The 16,672-nt window shown below is 45.4% G+C and carries 11 protein-coding genes; 2 read left to right on the forward strand and 9 right to left on the reverse strand.

Annotated elements, in window-relative coordinates; translation table 11 throughout:
• Window positions 1-1,003 precede the first annotated feature (1,003 nt).
• Entirely contained in the window at window positions 1,004-1,921 is a 918-nt protein-coding gene (locus tag ACB496_RS10445) for a restriction endonuclease (protein WP_371975136.1), read from the reverse strand.
• A 92-nt stretch (window positions 1,922-2,013) separates the two neighbouring features.
• On the opposite strand from ACB496_RS10445, the gene ACB496_RS10450 reads away from it, so the two are divergent.
• Window positions 2,014-2,916 carry a bacteriophage abortive infection AbiH family protein gene (locus tag ACB496_RS10450; protein ID WP_371975137.1) on the forward strand — a complete coding sequence of 301 codons (903 nt, stop codon included), beginning with the start codon at window positions 2,014-2,016 and terminating at the stop codon, window positions 2,914-2,916.
• A 301-nt stretch (window positions 2,917-3,217) separates the two neighbouring features.
• Here ACB496_RS10450 and ACB496_RS10455 read toward each other — a convergent pair whose 3' ends face one another.
• The 7 genes from ACB496_RS10455 to ACB496_RS10485 form a co-directional block, all read right to left on the reverse strand.
• Complete coding sequence (locus tag ACB496_RS10455) at window positions 3,218-4,195, reverse strand: hypothetical protein (protein WP_371975138.1); 978 nt, start codon at window positions 4,193-4,195, stop codon at window positions 3,218-3,220.
• Window positions 4,196-4,198: 3 nt separating this feature from the next.
• Window positions 4,199-6,130, reverse strand: a complete 1,932-nt coding sequence (locus ACB496_RS10460) for a hypothetical protein (RefSeq protein WP_371975139.1) — start codon at window positions 6,128-6,130, stop codon at window positions 4,199-4,201.
• A 1-nt stretch (window position 6,131) separates the two neighbouring features.
• Entirely contained in the window at window positions 6,132-8,336 is a 2,205-nt protein-coding gene (locus tag ACB496_RS10465) for a hypothetical protein (RefSeq protein WP_371975140.1), read from the reverse strand.
• A 419-nt stretch (window positions 8,337-8,755) separates the two neighbouring features.
• Window positions 8,756-9,145 (reverse strand): hypothetical protein, encoded by a 390-nt coding sequence (locus ACB496_RS10470; RefSeq protein ID WP_371975141.1) that lies wholly within the window; start codon window positions 9,143-9,145, stop codon window positions 8,756-8,758.
• A gap of 145 nt (window positions 9,146-9,290) precedes the next feature.
• The gene (locus ACB496_RS10475) at window positions 9,291-9,716 is read right to left on the reverse strand and encodes a hypothetical protein (RefSeq protein WP_371975142.1); all 426 of its coding nucleotides are present in this window, start codon (window positions 9,714-9,716) and stop codon (window positions 9,291-9,293) included.
• 737 nt (window positions 9,717-10,453) lie between these two features.
• Window positions 10,454-10,888, reverse strand: coding sequence for a restriction endonuclease (locus ACB496_RS10480; RefSeq protein ID WP_371975143.1), 435 nt, complete (start codon window positions 10,886-10,888; stop codon window positions 10,454-10,456).
• A gap of 8 nt (window positions 10,889-10,896) precedes the next feature.
• The gene (locus ACB496_RS10485; protein WP_371975144.1) at window positions 10,897-14,586 is read right to left on the reverse strand and encodes a reverse transcriptase domain-containing protein; all 3,690 of its coding nucleotides are present in this window, start codon (window positions 14,584-14,586) and stop codon (window positions 10,897-10,899) included.
• 835 nt (window positions 14,587-15,421) lie between these two features.
• Here ACB496_RS10485 and ACB496_RS10490 point away from each other — a divergent pair.
• Window positions 15,422-15,784, forward strand: coding sequence for an NUDIX hydrolase (locus ACB496_RS10490; protein WP_371975145.1), 363 nt, complete (start codon window positions 15,422-15,424; stop codon window positions 15,782-15,784).
• Window positions 15,785-15,844: 60 nt separating this feature from the next.
• Here the strand turns inward: ACB496_RS10490 and ACB496_RS10495 are convergent, their stop codons facing one another.
• Entirely contained in the window at window positions 15,845-16,618 is a 774-nt protein-coding gene (locus tag ACB496_RS10495; RefSeq protein ID WP_371975224.1) for a DeoR/GlpR family DNA-binding transcription regulator, read from the reverse strand.
• Between the last annotated feature and the right edge of the window lie 54 nt (window positions 16,619-16,672).

The raw sequence follows: 16,672 nt of genomic DNA on the forward strand, positions 1-16,672 counted from the left end.
GGATTCAAAAATACACTTGCTGCAACCTGCTGAATCAGAAGGGGATGTGCTTAAGCGTTAGCTTCAAGAATTTCAGGCGCGTGGCTGGCAGATCCTTGCGAGATTCGCAGTTGCCCAATGTTAAATCTATACGTTGGAGCGCATTCAGGTTAAAACCTGTGAGGGCCCGGGCGGCGCGACTGACCTTTCAGCTTCTCCCTCCAGGCAAATAAGGATGGCGAGAACGGCTCACGAATCCAGCTCACAGGGGAATAAGTCATCAGAAATCGTTATTGACCTGCTCCCTATCAATTAACATATTTCAATGTTATCAATGTCTGCTTTTGGCACAAAGCGGACTCCCGCGCTCAAGGCTCTGGCAACTAAGATATAGCTCCTACAAGCTTTGCCCTTCCCTTCCCAACAACCAAATCGCTTGCCTGGAAGCAGTGTTAGGGGATAACACGATGCGCTCTGGAACGCGATGATTCTGAAGCGCGCTACGACCTCACCATCTCCTTCCATGTACCGGAGAACAGTGTCGATCTGCTGATTCCAGTACAGAGTAAAATGGATACGCTCATCGCCAGTCAGGTCGAAATGACGTCCTGAAAAAAGTGATGCGTTTTAATCTGAACCTCATCAAAATCCCCCCTCTGGCCCGGACTTAGACTTACCGGGTTATTTCTTCGCCAGGAGAAGATAGTGGCTTAAGACGAACGGTTTTTCTGACGGGGTGACCTCATGTTGTATTAACAAACGGGGAGCAGGTCATGGCCATGTACATGACCGGTGAGCTGGTACATCATATTGATGAAATTATGACTCTTTTTTACGTTGGGAGCCCCTCAGACGTACTGCTCTGCGGGGTGATTAGCTGATGAATAACCGTCTCGCCAGCAAACTCTGCCGAATCACCAGGGTATGCCTTTCGAGCCTGATGGTTTGGAGCTACGCGTAAGATAGCATTGCTGGTTTTGTCACGTAGATGCACTGCACAGGCGTGAACGGGAAAGTCGGAATATCACGAAATTTTTTTGCGAAGCCATCTTGTTAAGCCACTGTCCAGAATGAGTTCGGCTAACTTATCGGGGCCAATTAATGTAATGCCGTCGGCTTTGATACTTTCGGATAAAGATCCGCTGTGCCAGATAAAAAACATTCTTTTATAAGCAGTAGTTTCCCTGAAAACTTTTTCATACTCTCTAAGAGCGTCAACGTTCGCTCGCGATTTTATCTGCACAATTGCTCTCTCACTGGTAGTGGGCAATTCAAGCTCGAGATCCAGCGTTTTTTGTGTTTTTCCGACAATGCTGGTGCGTCGCCAGCCACTGGTTGAAAAAATAAGGTCAATCAGTAGTTCGAAATCCTGCCAGGTCAACAGTTGACACAGATTTTTAATCGCGGTCAGATACGCCTCCTCAGCCTTTTTCGCAGCTGAAACGGCAGGTAGATCCTCATCGTTTATTTTTCGAATAACATAATCCTGTGCGCTTACGTTGCATATCGTTCCCCGGTATCCCTGAACTTTTAAGAGGTCTCCGCTCAGGTGATCTGTCGTTAGCTGCACACCAGCGATACTTGTATTCTTCCACCCCTCAACTGTCTTTCGGAGTCGACTACCATCCTCCAGGACATCTACCGGGCCAGTGGGAAGACACCAGTAGAGAAACCCACCCCAAAAAGTGATGAATACTGTCTCTGCTCCTGCCGTGTAGAAAGTTTTAATCTGCCTTAAATCACTGGTCGCGACGGCTTTCCGCATATCACGGATATTGAGCCAAATATCATGGACATCTTCCCATCGCCCCTCAACACAGAGATTGTCCGGGGTTTCATGATAACCAAACCGAAGTGTGCCATTCGAAAGACACTCGCGCTCCCATTCACCAGCCTCGCCAAGCTTGATAAACTGCACTACTGTCGGGGTGATTTTTTCCATAATGTTCCGGCGGGGTTAGGGTATCTGCTGATATAAAACAGGAGATGTTCAGTTATTTCAATCCAAACTGGCAATGCGTCGTGAGAGAATCTATGCAGACGTCAACACTCTATGTCATCGGAAATGGCTTCGATCTGTGGCATTCCATCCCGTCAAGCCTGGGGCATTTTAAGGACTTCCTCCGGACATCAAGTCCGGCTATCTACCTGGACGTTGAAGAATATTTGCCCGTGGGTGATGACTGGTGTGATCTTGAAACTGCCTTAGCTGGTTTTGATGCCGACATGCTTATCGACAATCTTGGCCATTTCATGAGTTCTTACGACGATGAGGACTGGAGTGATGCCGGTCATCATGATTTTCAGTATGAGGTGAAGCAGGTAGTCGGACGCCTTTCTAAGTACCTGCGTTTCCAATTCGGAGTGTGGATCCGACAGTTGCCGATACCCTCGTTTACAAATGCACCTAACCGTCTGTCAATGCTGGATCCACAGGCTTTTTTTCTGAGCTTTAATTACACCGATACTCTCAGGCGAATCTACAGAGTCGAACCAGAGCGTGTTCTTCACATCCACGGTTCTGCTGAAACGAGGGACGATGATTTAATTCTGGGACATGCCTGGGAACCTGGATCCCGCCGCTCTCTCAACGAAAGATCCGATATAGCTGAGATTGATACCCGGCTCATGGAAGCGAACAGCACTATTGATAACTATTTCTTCGCGACTTTTAAGCCTTCACAGAAGCTCATAGCTAAACACCGGTTTGTTTTTGAGGAGTTGAGTGAAGTAAAGAAGGTGGTGATTTTAGGACATTCTCTTTCTGAAGTTGATGCGGCTTATTTCCAGGCTCTTTTTCAGCAGAAATCCGTTGCAGCGGCACAATGGGTAATAGCGTGCCGCAGCGAAGAAGAGTGGGATGAGAAATCCCGCAACCTTGAACTAATGGGTATCAGACCAGCTTCTGTCAGAAAAGCGGTCTGGGATAAGCTGTAATTGTGTCCAGCGCCTGATAGGTTCGATCGTATCCCCATCTGAAACTCGAGCCAAAGAATTACGATCTCCTTTCAGAGGCAAATTAACGACAGCTTAGAGCGTAAAACTGGCGGTCAGATACTTAGAGCCTCTTAACAATCATTCATTTCACATGGACAAAATGTCCTTGGGCGGCGTCAGTCCGGCGGCCTTTGAACAGGCCTCGTCGTGAGGACAGGAAATGTCTACTGTTGTGGGGTCAGTCCACACAACTCAAACAATAATGGCTCTGTCGCGTTAGACGCAACGCAATTTCGCCCTGTCAGGGAGTTAAATTTTTCCAGATGTCATAGCCGATATAAGCTAGCGTTGAGGTAGCAAACAGGGCAAAAATGATGACAACGTAGCGGAATCTACCCTGACTTGCGACAATTTGCGCCTCCAGATAGCTCTTTTGCTGGCTCACTGCCTCGGTCAACGCCTGCTGGCTGGTTTGCAGAGACTCAATTGCCTGGGTTAGTGGGGTCAAATGCTGCACCAGTGCTGCCGGGACGTCGGAAGACAACGTTTCAAGGCTGCTTAACACTTGCCTCCGATCGCTTTCCTGCCGTTCCGCGAGCCTGGTTCGCGTCGTTTGCACTCCTTGGCTCACGCCCTTTAGCTGCTGGTCAAATTCGCTTATCGACTGCTTTATTTGCTGTTGGGCCTGCATGATACTTTCCAGCCGTTCAGCCAACCGCTGGTCACGCTCTCGTGTCGACTGTTGCTCGCTGGCATTCGCAGCGCAGGTTTCCTCCAGGAAGCGGTTAGCATTCAGCAGTTGCTGCAATAAGGCCTCAGCACTGTCGATACCCGTTTGCTGATACTGCTGTATTGCTGCCTGGACACTCTCATTTTGCTGGCCAAGAACATCCGACAGTTTTTCAAAGACCTCACCGGTCGCGGCTTTCAGCTGGCTATCATAGTGTGCCGATTGTTGGCTAAGCGCGGTACTAATATTCTGTTTTTTTTCTTCAACCTGCGTCGAAATAAAATCTCTCAGCTTACTTATCGCCCCAGGGACATCGTCGTCTTGCAGCTCACGTAACGATTTTTTCAGTGGATTAATGATTTCTTCGGTGTTTGCACCTACCGCATTAATGGCATCATTGATTTCTTCAACCTTATCTTTGGTGTCCAGAACCTCTGTGTTGAGTTTTTTTAACGAACTCTCAAGGGGATTGAGCGGCTCCTTGAGTATTTTTACCATTAACTCGGCGAGCGATTTTTCTTTATTTTTTATTTCACTGGTCACGTTCATGCCTTATCCAGAATACTTTTCAGTTAAATTCATTAAATCTTCCCGCTGATTTTTCAACGCAACGCAGGAGAAAACTTGTAATAACGCATCACAATCATCACGTTCCTGAAAGACTGAATCCAGACGCGTACTTAATGTTTTGAGATACTCTTCATCTAGAAAGTGAACAAACTGCTCACAGCGGACAAGATCCTCTTGTGATTCAACAGCAATTCTCTTTAACTCGTCTTCGCACGATACGGCCTGTTGCTTAAGTGATATCTGTTTCTGAAGGGATTTATTCTGCTCTACCCGCAACTCCTCGAGAATTACCCCATCTTTGGTGAGTTCGCTTTTGTATTGATTATGGACGTTCTCTGCGGCAGTCATCCATTGTGAGGTCCACAACCGAATGACTTCCACTTTGGCATTATCAGCGGCATAGATGACACTGTTTTTATCCGATAAATAATTCGCAGAACTAAGATAGGTGTCGATCCAGTAGTCATTGAGCCTATAGCGAATAGCACTGAAGTTTTCATCAAGAATATCCTGAACCGCCTGTCTCGTAGGTTCAACTTTGTTGCGGGCCACTTTTTGCCAGTAGACCGTCTTATTTTTCACATCCAGCTGGATATTCTTAATTTTAGAGCAATAGTCGGCGATCATGCTATGTAAAGTGGTACATTTTTCACTGCTGTAACTTCCCTTCAATTTAAAGTTTGCGGCCTCTTCCGCAGCTTTATCGATAAGCCGTCGGCTGACAGGTAAAGCGTTATCTTTTAATAACCTCTCCGTTTTTTTTAATTTCTGTTGCGTCTGAGTAATAGCGTTTTTCCAAACCGTCAGTTTATCTTTTGTCTCTTGTTGCTGTTTTTTTAGCCCCAGCAGTTCTCTTTCGATTGCCGCCGTTTTTTCCTCCTGGATATATTTAACGCTGAGGTGGGTATCCAGGGTACTTCGCAGCCGTCCGAGTGGGCTTGTCGATGTTGCAATTTGTTCCAACAGTTCGCTACGCAAGTGGCTGACCATGGGGGCAACCCGGGCGTAAAGGGCGGTATCGTTTTCGGCCATACTCAGCCAACTGCTGCCAAACTCGAGCGGAAAGTAGAGGTTCCGATCTTTCGCCGCGTCGCTTAGGTTGCTAAAGCGTTCAATCTGTTCAATAAGGCGCTGACGTAACTGCGCGATATCGATAGCCGGATCGTTGCGAATCAGCGTCTTCACCGACTGCGCTGAGTAAGAATAGGTCGTCACGATACGAAACCGATGCGGCATCGCCTGCCAGTCCTCAATACCCGGCAGGGTGATAACCTGTGGCTGCAGGAAGCTCAAATCGTCGCCACGACCAATCAGCAGGACCAAATCAGCGAAGGGAAGATAGGTCTTCGCCATGTGATTTACATGCTTTTGCTCTTCCATATTGGCGGGATTATCACCAGGCAGATCCAGAATACGCACGCCGGGCGCTCCCGAAGTTTTTATCCTGAAAAAACGCCTCGGAATATGCACAATACAGGGAGAATCAACAACCAGTTCACCCCGTTCCATCTGCTTTCTGAGCTGCGCTAAGGTCTCTGTCATATCGTCGTCAGAGGCAAACCAGTGCGTTTTCGATTGCACAAACAATCCCCAGCGCTGGTCCGTTGAACGACGATATTCCATGGCGGTGGCGGTGGATGATTTTCCAGCTTCCCGCCCGCCGCGTAGCACGTGCGATAGCGTTGCCATCTGCTGCAGATCGATACCCATCAGGTCGAGCAGTAAGGTGGTTTTGCCGACCTGCGTCTTACCAAATATGACCACGTACGGTTCGGCATCGCTTTCCTTAAGTTGTATCCTTTCCTGAACGTCATGACTTAATGTCTTAATCAGCCGATCGTAGGCGCGAAAAGCCCACTCCGACTGCCGTGACTCTAACCGCTGCCAATAATCAATAACTTTCCCGGACGTCATCTCACTCACCACGGCTGGTGATTAATACTTGCAGGCCCGTAGCCGATGAACCCAGCTCATTGCGCAGGTCGTCGATAAGGGCATTCACATCGGCGATGGCTTTCGCGAGCCGATCCTTGCGCATCAGCATTTCGTCCATGTGATAACGCGCACGTAACGTTTCGCTAATCCGCTTACGCGCCGCGCTCATCGTGTCATCGAATTGATTGCGTAAATGCTCAATATGGTGGTCATGAACACTGGCAAGCATGACGTGTGCCTGGCTGCTCGCTTTTTTCTCAAAAGTACGCATTCGCGTTACTGCAGCCGCGGTCACGTAGGCCGCCGCCACAACGGCTGTTACCGCAACGGCAGCAGGATGCATCATCACCGGTGCGGGGGGAAGAGGTGAACCCGTCGGGTCAGCAGAAGGCTTATCCTGGCCAAAGAGCGCGCCGAGAATATCGGAATCGCCATCGCTGACAACGTCAATCGCCAGCACCGCGGCCAGTGATTTTATTGCAGTCTTGCCAAGATCAACCCCTGCGTTGAGAGTTTGAACCCCTTCTGCCGCGACGTTACCCGCGGATGTCTCACCATCGTCCTGCTCAAGCGTGACGTAGGGCCGCAGCTCTTTGCAAATCTCAGGCATGGCGTACACAAGGCGGGTGTACTCTAGCGAGAGCACCGGGATCAATTCCACGCTCTTCCTCAGCTGTTTATTCACCACTGGGATGTTTTCCGCATTCGACGTGGCACCATGATTTAGCAACATTTTGATATTACTTATTTTTTCCGCATCCAGCTGTTCGTGTTGCACGGGCTGCCCGGCGCTATTCATATAGCCAAGTGCTACCAGCTTCTCCAGCTTCGGTGATGCAGGCAAGTTTGGGCGATCGTTGCCGTTTGGAATGGGCTTGAGTTTCGCCGCCGTCAATTGTTGCAGACTGTTCACATAGTCGTCGAAGAAATCAGCTGATGCGTCCTGCCATGAATCCTGAACAAGTTGCTGCAATTTGCCTTTTGTCTCACTGGTGGTATCAAATGCATTCGATATCCAGTTGGCAAATCCCTCATGCTCCTTGACCAGCCTACGGTCCATATTAGCCTTCGCCGCCTCAAAAGTTTTAGCGATGCACATTTTTACCTTTTTGGTATGCTCCTCCCGCAGTTCCTGCACGGCAGTGTCAAACACTTCCAGAGCTTCGGCCAGCACCTGGCTGCCATCGTCCTGGCCGCCTTTATCACTGTGGTAATACAGACGTGACTGGGTACGGATCATATTCATGACGCGCGGCAGATCCTTACTAACAATCCCAGTAAGGTGGGTTAACTGGAGATAACGGTTGGTTTGTCCGGAAAAGTTAAGGTCGTCAATGGCCCGACGAAGGTGCGGCATCCATTCTTTTACGTATTCCGGATCGTCGGTGCCGGTTAAAATAATGTTGTTATCGGCATATTCGGCAGCGACATTGAAGGTTTCGGCCGCGCTTTTTCTTAATTCAGCTTGACGTTGCGGATTGTGGCGCAACGCTTCTGTCTTGGAGATAACAATATAAGGTTTACAATTCTTAAGCTCTTTTTCCAGCATATCTTTGACGATTTCGAGCTGCTGCTGGTTTGCCAGTCGCGTCTCATCGGTCACGATAATACAACCGCCTGCCGCTATCATCGCCTGACGCATCAGTTCCTGCCACTCACGATTTTCACGCTCTTGTTTTTCATAACCAGGAAGCAGTAACCAGGCCTGGTTATTGCGGGTAAAATATCGCTGCGGTACCTTCAGTATCGGCAGTAAATCCCCGGCATCAGGATCGCAGACCGCGCGCTGAAACTCGTTGACGTCGACGCCGATATCATCCAGCGTCAAACCATTTCCAGTTTCGACCAGGCGGCGGACGTAACCCTGCGCTACTTTAGTCTCACGACTCTCGAGGATCAGTACCGGCATTTTCTCGCCGCGTCCTTCATTACTGCGTAACCAGCCGCTATTGTCATGATGCAGGTTATACAGGCTCGCCATCAGCGTTGTTTTACCCGCCCCTTGCGAGCCGCCTATCGCCACGATCCAGGTATCGGCGAGCACCTCAGCAAGCAGCAGTCGTCGCATGACCTCAAGTAATTTTTCATCAAGCTCCTCACCGTCAAGTGCGGAACAGGCCCCACGTAAACGACGCAAAGCATTATTCAGAGCCTTGAGCTGAATTTCAGGTGATTCCATTGGCATTTCTTATCCTCAGTAGGTCTTAATTATCCATCCTTATCGGTCGGCCCGTAGCCTGGTACGATAAGAACAACGGCGGTTGGTTTTGAAGTTGGAGTGAGTAACGTTCCTTTCAAAGAACCTTTTGTCCCAGCAGCATCCACGACAGTTTCGGAAAAGGTCACCGGCACAGCCACCAGTCGTACAAATGTACACGCGCTTAAAAAAGCAATGGAAGCGGTAATATGTATCGGTGATGTTCCTGTAATAATTAGCGCACCAGTCAATTTATATTAAAAATATGACCTGCTCTTCATGGATTAATACATCAGCGGCGTTAGTAAAGTCCGCTCCTGGCACACGTCAAAGGTCTCATCCGCATAGTCAAATGCGCCCTGAAGGGACCAGTCGCTCACAGGCTATAATTAGAAGCTTGTGTGTAGTCACTGTAGTTGCTTCAACGGATAAGAATTGGAGCTGCTGGAACCGTCGCTGTAGGCCTCAGTAATAATGATTTTTTTACCCTCAACAGTATATCTGACCGTGCTGTCTGCAGGATCATCCCGCCAGCGACCGGTGCTGTCAGGATTGTCAGATGCCCACATCACTTGATTGCCGATAAGTTTGCACTTGATGGCCCAGCGGGTTCCATCGTTCTGTCGGATATAATGTACGTAAGCAATACCTGACTCGACTTTATCCAGCCGCATGATTTTGAGGTCACGACCGAACATTGCCGCAGAAACAGCCTTGCAAACCTGACCCACCGTCACTTCAGAAGCCAGTACCGGAGCAGCAAACACGAGCGGAACAAGAAGCAGCAGTTTATTCATATGGATCCATCCTTTTAGTTATGTTCTTGAATAACGCTTATCGTATATTTCGGCAACCTGAAACATTTCTTGACGAATATTTAGCATTAGGATGACAGGACTGACTAATAAAATCCCTGGCGTAATCTCACGCACTCCCTGACGGTTAGCCCTGCTCCTGCTGTACATCCTCAGCGTGGTACGCGAACAAAACATCGGGCATGAGGCCCGTTTTCTCTATGGTTGCCAGCACGGACTGCGTTGAAGCCTCAGCGATAACCTTCATCGCTTTATCACGAATTTCGACATACGCTGGGTCTTCACGGGGCACGAAAGGCTCAAGGAGGTGGGCGATGGCTTTACCGTTAACAGAAAGGCTGAACGTGCCAGCGGCACGATCCACATTCCAGATGTAGATGAGTGGCCATAAACCCAGTTCGTCGCATTCGGCCTCACTGCGGATCCCCGGCAGATACACAGGCATTGACAGCTTTTCATCACTCAGCGTCAGCGCGATAAACTGTTGCGCCGTCAGTCGGGAACCCTGCCCGGGCGCAGCGTCAGGTTTTTTCTTTTTAAAGAATCCGAACATGGTCTTTCCTTGTTTATGATGAATCGGAGGGATAGTCACTGTCTTACAGAGCGGATGAATCAGAGCGTCACGGACCACAGCGCAGACTCGCGGTAACTCTCATTCGGCAAAAGTGATTTTTACACATTTCATGTCACCAGAAACGAGAATTACTTATCGCTTTTCCTGGCAAGACAGCCATGATGATGGCCAACACATTGCTAGCGTGGATGCTGGCACTATCACGAAGCAACGAGGGAGATTCCTTCGATTACATATGCAGCATTATTGGTTGCCGTTTTATTGGGAAGTGGAGTCGTCACTTTTCTTAACGTCCTTCTGCCCTCTTCCGCCAGATCGAACCTCATAAAGTTGTTTAGAAATCAGCAGGTATTCAATGGCAGGCCATGCTGTGGTTCACGCTGCATTTCAAAGGCGTCACCAACATCAGCAAATGCTCCGGACAAAGACGCGCAGTTCATTTGGGCCAGATGCCCAAACGTCCTCTTCCTGCTACTAACCAATCCTGTCATGCATCCATTTGATATGGCCCCTTTGAGCGAAGAACGGAAGTTAAAGTCGCGATGCCAAATTTATCTCGCAATATAAACCCGCCCCACAAAATGGTTTACAGCCCCACCGGTTGACAACGATCTTGACACTTACCGCCCACGGAGAGAACACCCCAAAAACTATCTTGGGATGTTACAATTTCCAGTGGGCTTCTTGTGTGGAATACCCTCTTTTAGAATAGGTTTTTAGTTAGTCGCACATCTTATAAGATCCAAAATTTGGGAAATATAGAGTGTCTCTTCAACAACTTTTGTTTTCTTAAAATGTTCAGAATGAAACTTCAAATGTTTTTCCAGCGTATTTGTCCAAGAGCTATCTTTTAGGTTTCCTTCAACCTCAATAATTTTCTCAAAACAGAATATCATTCTGGCCACGTACCAAACATATTGATCATACATAGGGTCTCGCTCCTGTCGACAATCTGCGCTATAACCTTTCGAAAAATGAGGGTTCTCCATCGCTAGTTGCAAATATGCCTGGTAGGCCGTATCTGCAATGGTTTTCTTAGCGATTTCTTTGTTTTCACTGATAGTTGATTTGGCAACTAAAATTGCCCAAATAGCTACCCCAGCACTGACTAATGGAGAAGCAATGGTAGCTAACTTAACTAATGTTTCCATATAAATCCTTAATGTTTTCGATTAAATCCAGCAGGCTGGGTTTTGGTTTTTTTATATTCTTTAATCTTTCGTCTAAATGCTGCTAAATCTATATCAGCAGTACTAATTGCTATTTGACCAGTTCCATGAGCATGAGAAATCAGTTTGTGATGTTTCTCTTTGTATGGGGCTTGCATTGTTGAGCCACCATATTCTCCAGTATTCGTAATAACAACATGCTGATACATATGCCATTGTAGAGCTGAAGCCATATTGTCAAACGTGTCTACATCTTTATTGTACGCTGCAATGACAAACATATCAGTCAAATCTCTCAGATCCGCAGCAAGCTTTATATCTGTCGCATCGTAACAAATCGCACCAGTTAATTTAAATGGTCCTTCGGTGTGACCCTCAATAGAAATAATATGTTGAGATGGTCTATATCCATGAACACCCAGAGTCATTTCACCACTGGTCATATGAAATTTCCCTTGATCACGAACACGCCATTGAGTCCCCGATTCGGACGAATCTGGAATAATCCAGCGAGCTTTGTTAACTATTTGACCATCTTGTTCACAGAAGACAAAACCGCAAAAAATGATGGATCTGGTTCTAAATGCCAGTGCTCTTACTATATCTTCATCTTCCGGGTGAACAGCCAACTCAGAAAAGACAATCAGATCAGCGGTACTTGTATGATTTCTAGACTCAGTTTTAAGTTTTGCATCTAAAGTCTGCTCTGTCAGTTTACAAATTTCTGCAAGGTGCTCTCTGTGTTTCCAACGCACCTCTGGATTATCAAGTGTTACGTCAGAAGGGTGAAAATGCTTATCCTTCGGAAATAATTGCTGAACCGTAACAATTCTAAAATAGTTAGATGCCAATTCAGGTCTGCTGACAACAGTAGGTAAGGTCGGAACACTCGATGAAGTGCATATTTGCGTGTTCAGGTAGCCTAACCTTTCCAACAAGCATTTTTTAAACTCACCAAGGCTGGTAATTGACAATATATCTTCTTGATTTATATATGAAGATGAAAAGCCGGGCCATTGCAATCCATGCTGAAGAAAGCTTGCAAACCAATCAGTTATAGTTGCATATGAACCAACAATTGACTCTGGTGTATGTAACATTCCCATACGTCGCTTGTAAAACTGAGAATGGATCCCATCATACTCTACTCTATCAGGCTTTAAATCATTTCGCTGTGTGTAATCTACATTACCTAAAGCAGCACTTCTTAGTACACTGCAAACCCAATATATTTTTTTTTCATCATTGTTGGCTTGCTGACAATTCACCAACCATTTAGGGCTTTCATAGCGAGGATCTTGAGCTATTTTATCTATCGAACATGAAATAATAGAATTTTGGCGCCATAATTCAGTCCATGATGTTAAATGGCCTTCTAATTTCACTTTTATTTCATGTGGGGAATACTGCTTTCCATTAGATTGCCATACGTTTTTCTCTGTATCTTCTAAAAGATTAACTAATGCTATACCTAGTTTGAGAAGCGCATGTTCGTATTTAAATGGATTTTCCTTAAAACTTATCACTGAAGAAAGATAGTGGTCCGAACCATTTGGTTTCGACTCATTTTTTGGTATGGCCCATCTAAATTTGTTGATCCTAACTTTATCTTGCGTCCTAACAAACTCTTTCCAAATGCTATTCCAAAACTCACCACCACGGTAAGCAAATTTCTCGACGATTGAGTCTACTACTTCAGTAGTATTTGTATGAGAAAGTAAAAAAGCAACATTTGCTTGGTAGTCTTTACTAATCTGAGCAGATAATTCAAATAGGTATCCATCACTACTACTCAACGGTTCTAAATGTCGTTTAATTAAGACATGTTGAAGCTTTGAAAGATCAGAAGAAGATTTTTTACTAGCTATAAATGGCTTATTGATCACTGCAAGATAAAATAGTGCTTGCTGATATGCGTAGTTTGGAATAACGGATCTACAAGAAAGTAGTTTATGGGCAAATGATGTAACTTCACTCATCAATTTCTTATAATCAGAGGTACACTCAGGGGATAGTTTTCGATAGATATCAACAACGCTACGAAATATATCAGAGAGAAGATACAACATGATATATCTATCGCATTTATCACGATTACGTTGTATTCTTAAGAATATAATTTCAAGAATTGTTTTATAAGCATCTAGATTAGGGTTTATGGTTATCGCTTTGCGGAAAATAACCATAATTGATGGATCTTTTAACCAGGTTTTTAATAATTTTTTTGCAATCAACGCAGATTCATTATCAAACTGCTTTCTTTCTGCAGGTGAGATTAGTTTGCTTTTATTAGCCAAACTGGTTTCCAGCCTATGGGCAGAAAATCTACGTAAAGATTCTAATTTAATCGATTTATCATTGTTAAATCCAGAAAATAAACCATCTGCATCATCTAAAAAATTATCTTGTTCAGTCAATAATAATTGTTGGAGCGCCGGTATGTTATTATCTAATCCATTACGCTCCGGAATACTCGAAGTTCCTACTTCATTCTGGATTTCATTGATTCGATTTGTAAGGCTACTTCCGTTATCAATATCTGAGAGTCCCAATATATAAGTTTTTTTATCATTGATTTTTAAATATGGTTCGTTACCTGACTCATCTTGATCTAACGTTTCATCGAGGATCCTCTGAACTAACTCATGAATGGATTTCTTAATTTCCTCATTTGTTAATGCTTCTCCAGAAATCACCAATCTAATATCATCGACGTATCGACAATAATCATGCAGTACAATTTGGCTATCGTCTATCTTAGTACGGAGGTTAGAAGTTAAAGATTCGTCAAACTCAATGAGATATGCGTTAGCCAAAGCTCCGGCAGATGCTAAACCTTGTGGGAGTCCAACATTTTCTTCTCCAATATCCAAATTTTTAAGTAAAGATAAAGAGTCTTCAGGCCACTCCCAATTTAAAATCTGACTCGCTAAATCCCAAAACTCATTCTCATTTATAATATTATGACCATAATGGTCAGAAGATATTTTCTTAAGTTTTTCTAAGAGCTTGCTTATTTTTATAGAACCGAAAAAATTTTTCAGATCCAAACTGACAATATAAACATCATCAATTTCACTAATTTTATTTACAGTTTCCCTACCTATATAGACAGGTCTTTGTAGAAAGTTTCGATAATCGGAGGAGAATTTCCTATAATACTCGCTACCGCCCCAACGAAATCTCGCCCTTTCATTGTCCCAATCACAGACAAGCCTATTTCCGTAACTAACAACCTTTTTATTTACATGCTCAGCATAGCCAAGATTACGCAATGAGCAGTCTTTCTGTCTCGTTTCTATCGCATCAGCAAGACACATGGTTACTGCTGTTGCAAAAGACTGATCCTTAATAGATATATTAGCTAAAGGTCTTAGTTTTCTATCATCTTTATTAGTAGTCCACTTACCTTTATTAAAGAACCAGCTTGCTCCTTTTGGAGCTGGTATTAATTCAATATCACTTTTAGACAGATTCCTATTTACGGCCTCACTTGACCAACTAGTGACCTCATCACTAATATCAAACGCACACTTGTCTAGCGCTAAAAGATCTGCATACCAATTATGAGTTCTTACAAAACGATCCGTTTTTTTCCAAGCTAGCCCTAAAATAAATGAGTCCTTAAGGTAGTCAAAGTTTGGTTCGAGGTTGTAATACTTTTTATTAAGTAGTTTCATTTTTTCTCAACTTAATGCTAAGCGTTTTACTCATTTCAACTACAGTATTGAAATTCACTGTTTGTATCACCTAATATAACTATACTACCGTTCCTGAATCGAATAATCCACGGGAAGTGTCAAAAGTTTGTCATGTCTAATGGGCTCACCTGATAAATCAGTCGTGTCTGTCATGCCATAAACCAAGTGGTTTTCCGGTTCTTTGGATGATAAGACAATCCCCCAACCAATCGATATGGGCATAAGTAGAATATTCTCCCACTCTAAGACATTTCGATGAAGCGTTCGAGTTTTACTGAACGCTGCATCAAGACCATTCTCATATAAGCCTTGGGTGATACTTAAGTTTGGTTATCAACGTCCGCTTCTGGCACAAAGCGGACTAACTAACGGATCTGAAGGTCCGCTGTGAGCGATAAGCGGGCCTAAATAAAAATGTGATATTAATCACGAAATCTGAAAGGCAGGCTCATGAACAAACAATCGCAATTTTGTATAAATTATGGCCCGATTTTCACACAGTTATGAACTCAAACTGAGTTCATAACTGTGTGATTTTGATTGTTTCATGAATAAAGTTATTTTAATACAGGATATTGCAAAATTTTTTGATTATAGATTTAGTTATGTAGCACCCGTAAACCCAGAATAGTTAAATGCGGGATCTAATAAAACAAACGCATTACCAGACCAGCTCTACTCTTCTACAGCTGCCTTTACTCCCCTTGATGCACGATATGGCTTGAAACTGCACGCAATTGACGATTAACATAAGCCTCGAAACAAAATACGCACAAACGTGCAAACTCATGCACTCTTACTTACTGAGGTTGATATGACACAACAGTTGATTTTAATCGCCGGCCCCTATCGTAGCGGCACCGATGGCGTGCAGGCGCGCATTGATGAAAACCTTGCCCGCCTTGAAAACGCGGCGTTAGCCGTCTATCAACGTGGCCACGTTCCGGTTATCGGCGAATGGCTGGCCTTACCGTTGGCAAAAATGGCAGGCTCGAAATCGATGGATGATGAAATCAGTGAAGCGATGCTCTATCCCGTCGCGCACCGACTCATTGCAAAATGTGATGCTATCTACCGGATTGCCGGCGCGTCCAAAGGTGCCGAAATGGACATTGAGGTGGCGCAAACGCTGGGGGTTAAGATTTACACTGCGCTTGAGGATATCCCACAGGTTTGATGTTGCCTGCTGGCCTGTCGGCGTACCGACAGGCCGGATCATAAAAGCTTTTCGCGTGGGTTATGCCTCTTCCCGTTCAGAGGTCATCACCACGGAAATCCCCTTTTCTTTTACCGCGTTAATCCAGGCTCTATCGGTATCGTCTTCAACGACAATAGTGTTCACCAGCGAAAGATCGCCAATCACAAAAGATGACGCGGTATTGATTTTTTCGGGGGAAGCCAGCACAACCGTTTCGGCGGCTCTGCCGGAAAATGCACGTTTGATGCTCGCCTCTTCAAAATCACCGGTCGTCAGGCCCGCATCAGGATGGATGCCGGTCACTCCCATAAAGAACAGGTCCGCATGGATTTTTTCGATGCCTTCGATAGCAGCCGCGCCGACCGTAACAATAGAGTGTTTATACAGACGACCACCGATCAGGATAACCTCAATGGAGGGATGTTCGACAAGTCCCAGCGCAATGCCTGGGCTGTGCGTGACCACGGTTATCTTCAAATCAGGAGGTAAAAACCTAATCAACTCTGAAGTGGTCGTGCCGCCGTCAATGATCACCACCTGGCCGTCAGAAATCAGCTGCGCACCTTTACGGGCGACATTTTTCTTGGCATCCATCTTTACCGATTTACGCTCAGCAAACGGAGCAATGGCCGAGGATGACGGCAGCGCTCCGCCGTGAACTCGCTGTAAACGCCCTTCTGCCGCCAGTTCGCGTAAATCACGCCGAATGGTGTCTTCAGACACCGTGAAGAGCGTGCTGAGCGCTTTCGACTGGACCTGACCTTCAGCCTCGAGCTTTTCAAGGATCAATTGTTTTCGCTGTGTTGTGAGCATAAGGAACTCCTGATATTGCACGATTAGTCTTGAAACTGCACGACAATGCTGTTT

This window comes from Lelliottia nimipressuralis (genome assembly GCF_041464075.1).
GTDB classification, from domain to species: domain Bacteria; phylum Pseudomonadota; class Gammaproteobacteria; order Enterobacterales; family Enterobacteriaceae; genus Enterobacter; species Enterobacter nimipressuralis.

Excerpts from the sequence above, each read along its gene's own strand:
- ACB496_RS10480 (WP_371975143.1), bottom strand. The coding sequence starts at position 10,888 with ATGGAAACATTAGTTAAGTTAGCTACCATTGCTTCTCCATTAGTCAGT.
- ACB496_RS10455 (WP_371975138.1), bottom strand. The coding sequence starts at position 4,195 with ATGAACGTGACCAGTGAAATAAAAAATAAAGAAAAATCGCTCGCCGAG.
- ACB496_RS10465 (WP_371975140.1), bottom strand. The coding sequence starts at position 8,336 with ATGCCAATGGAATCACCTGAAATTCAGCTCAAGGCTCTGAATAATGCT.
- ACB496_RS10490 (WP_371975145.1), top strand. The coding sequence starts at position 15,422 with ATGACACAACAGTTGATTTTAATCGCCGGCCCCTATCGTAGCGGCACC.
- ACB496_RS10495 (WP_371975224.1), bottom strand. The coding sequence starts at position 16,618 with ATGCTCACAACACAGCGAAAACAATTGATCCTTGAAAAGCTCGAGGCT.
- ACB496_RS10450 (WP_371975137.1), top strand. The coding sequence starts at position 2,014 with ATGCAGACGTCAACACTCTATGTCATCGGAAATGGCTTCGATCTGTGG.
- ACB496_RS10485 (WP_371975144.1), bottom strand. The coding sequence starts at position 14,586 with ATGAAACTACTTAATAAAAAGTATTACAACCTCGAACCAAACTTTGAC.
- ACB496_RS10470 (WP_371975141.1), bottom strand. The coding sequence starts at position 9,145 with ATGAATAAACTGCTGCTTCTTGTTCCGCTCGTGTTTGCTGCTCCGGTA.
- ACB496_RS10460 (WP_371975139.1), bottom strand. The coding sequence starts at position 6,130 with ATGACGTCCGGGAAAGTTATTGATTATTGGCAGCGGTTAGAGTCACGG.
- ACB496_RS10475 (WP_371975142.1), bottom strand. The coding sequence starts at position 9,716 with ATGTTCGGATTCTTTAAAAAGAAAAAACCTGACGCTGCGCCCGGGCAG.
- ACB496_RS10445 (WP_371975136.1), bottom strand. The coding sequence starts at position 1,921 with ATGGAAAAAATCACCCCGACAGTAGTGCAGTTTATCAAGCTTGGCGAG.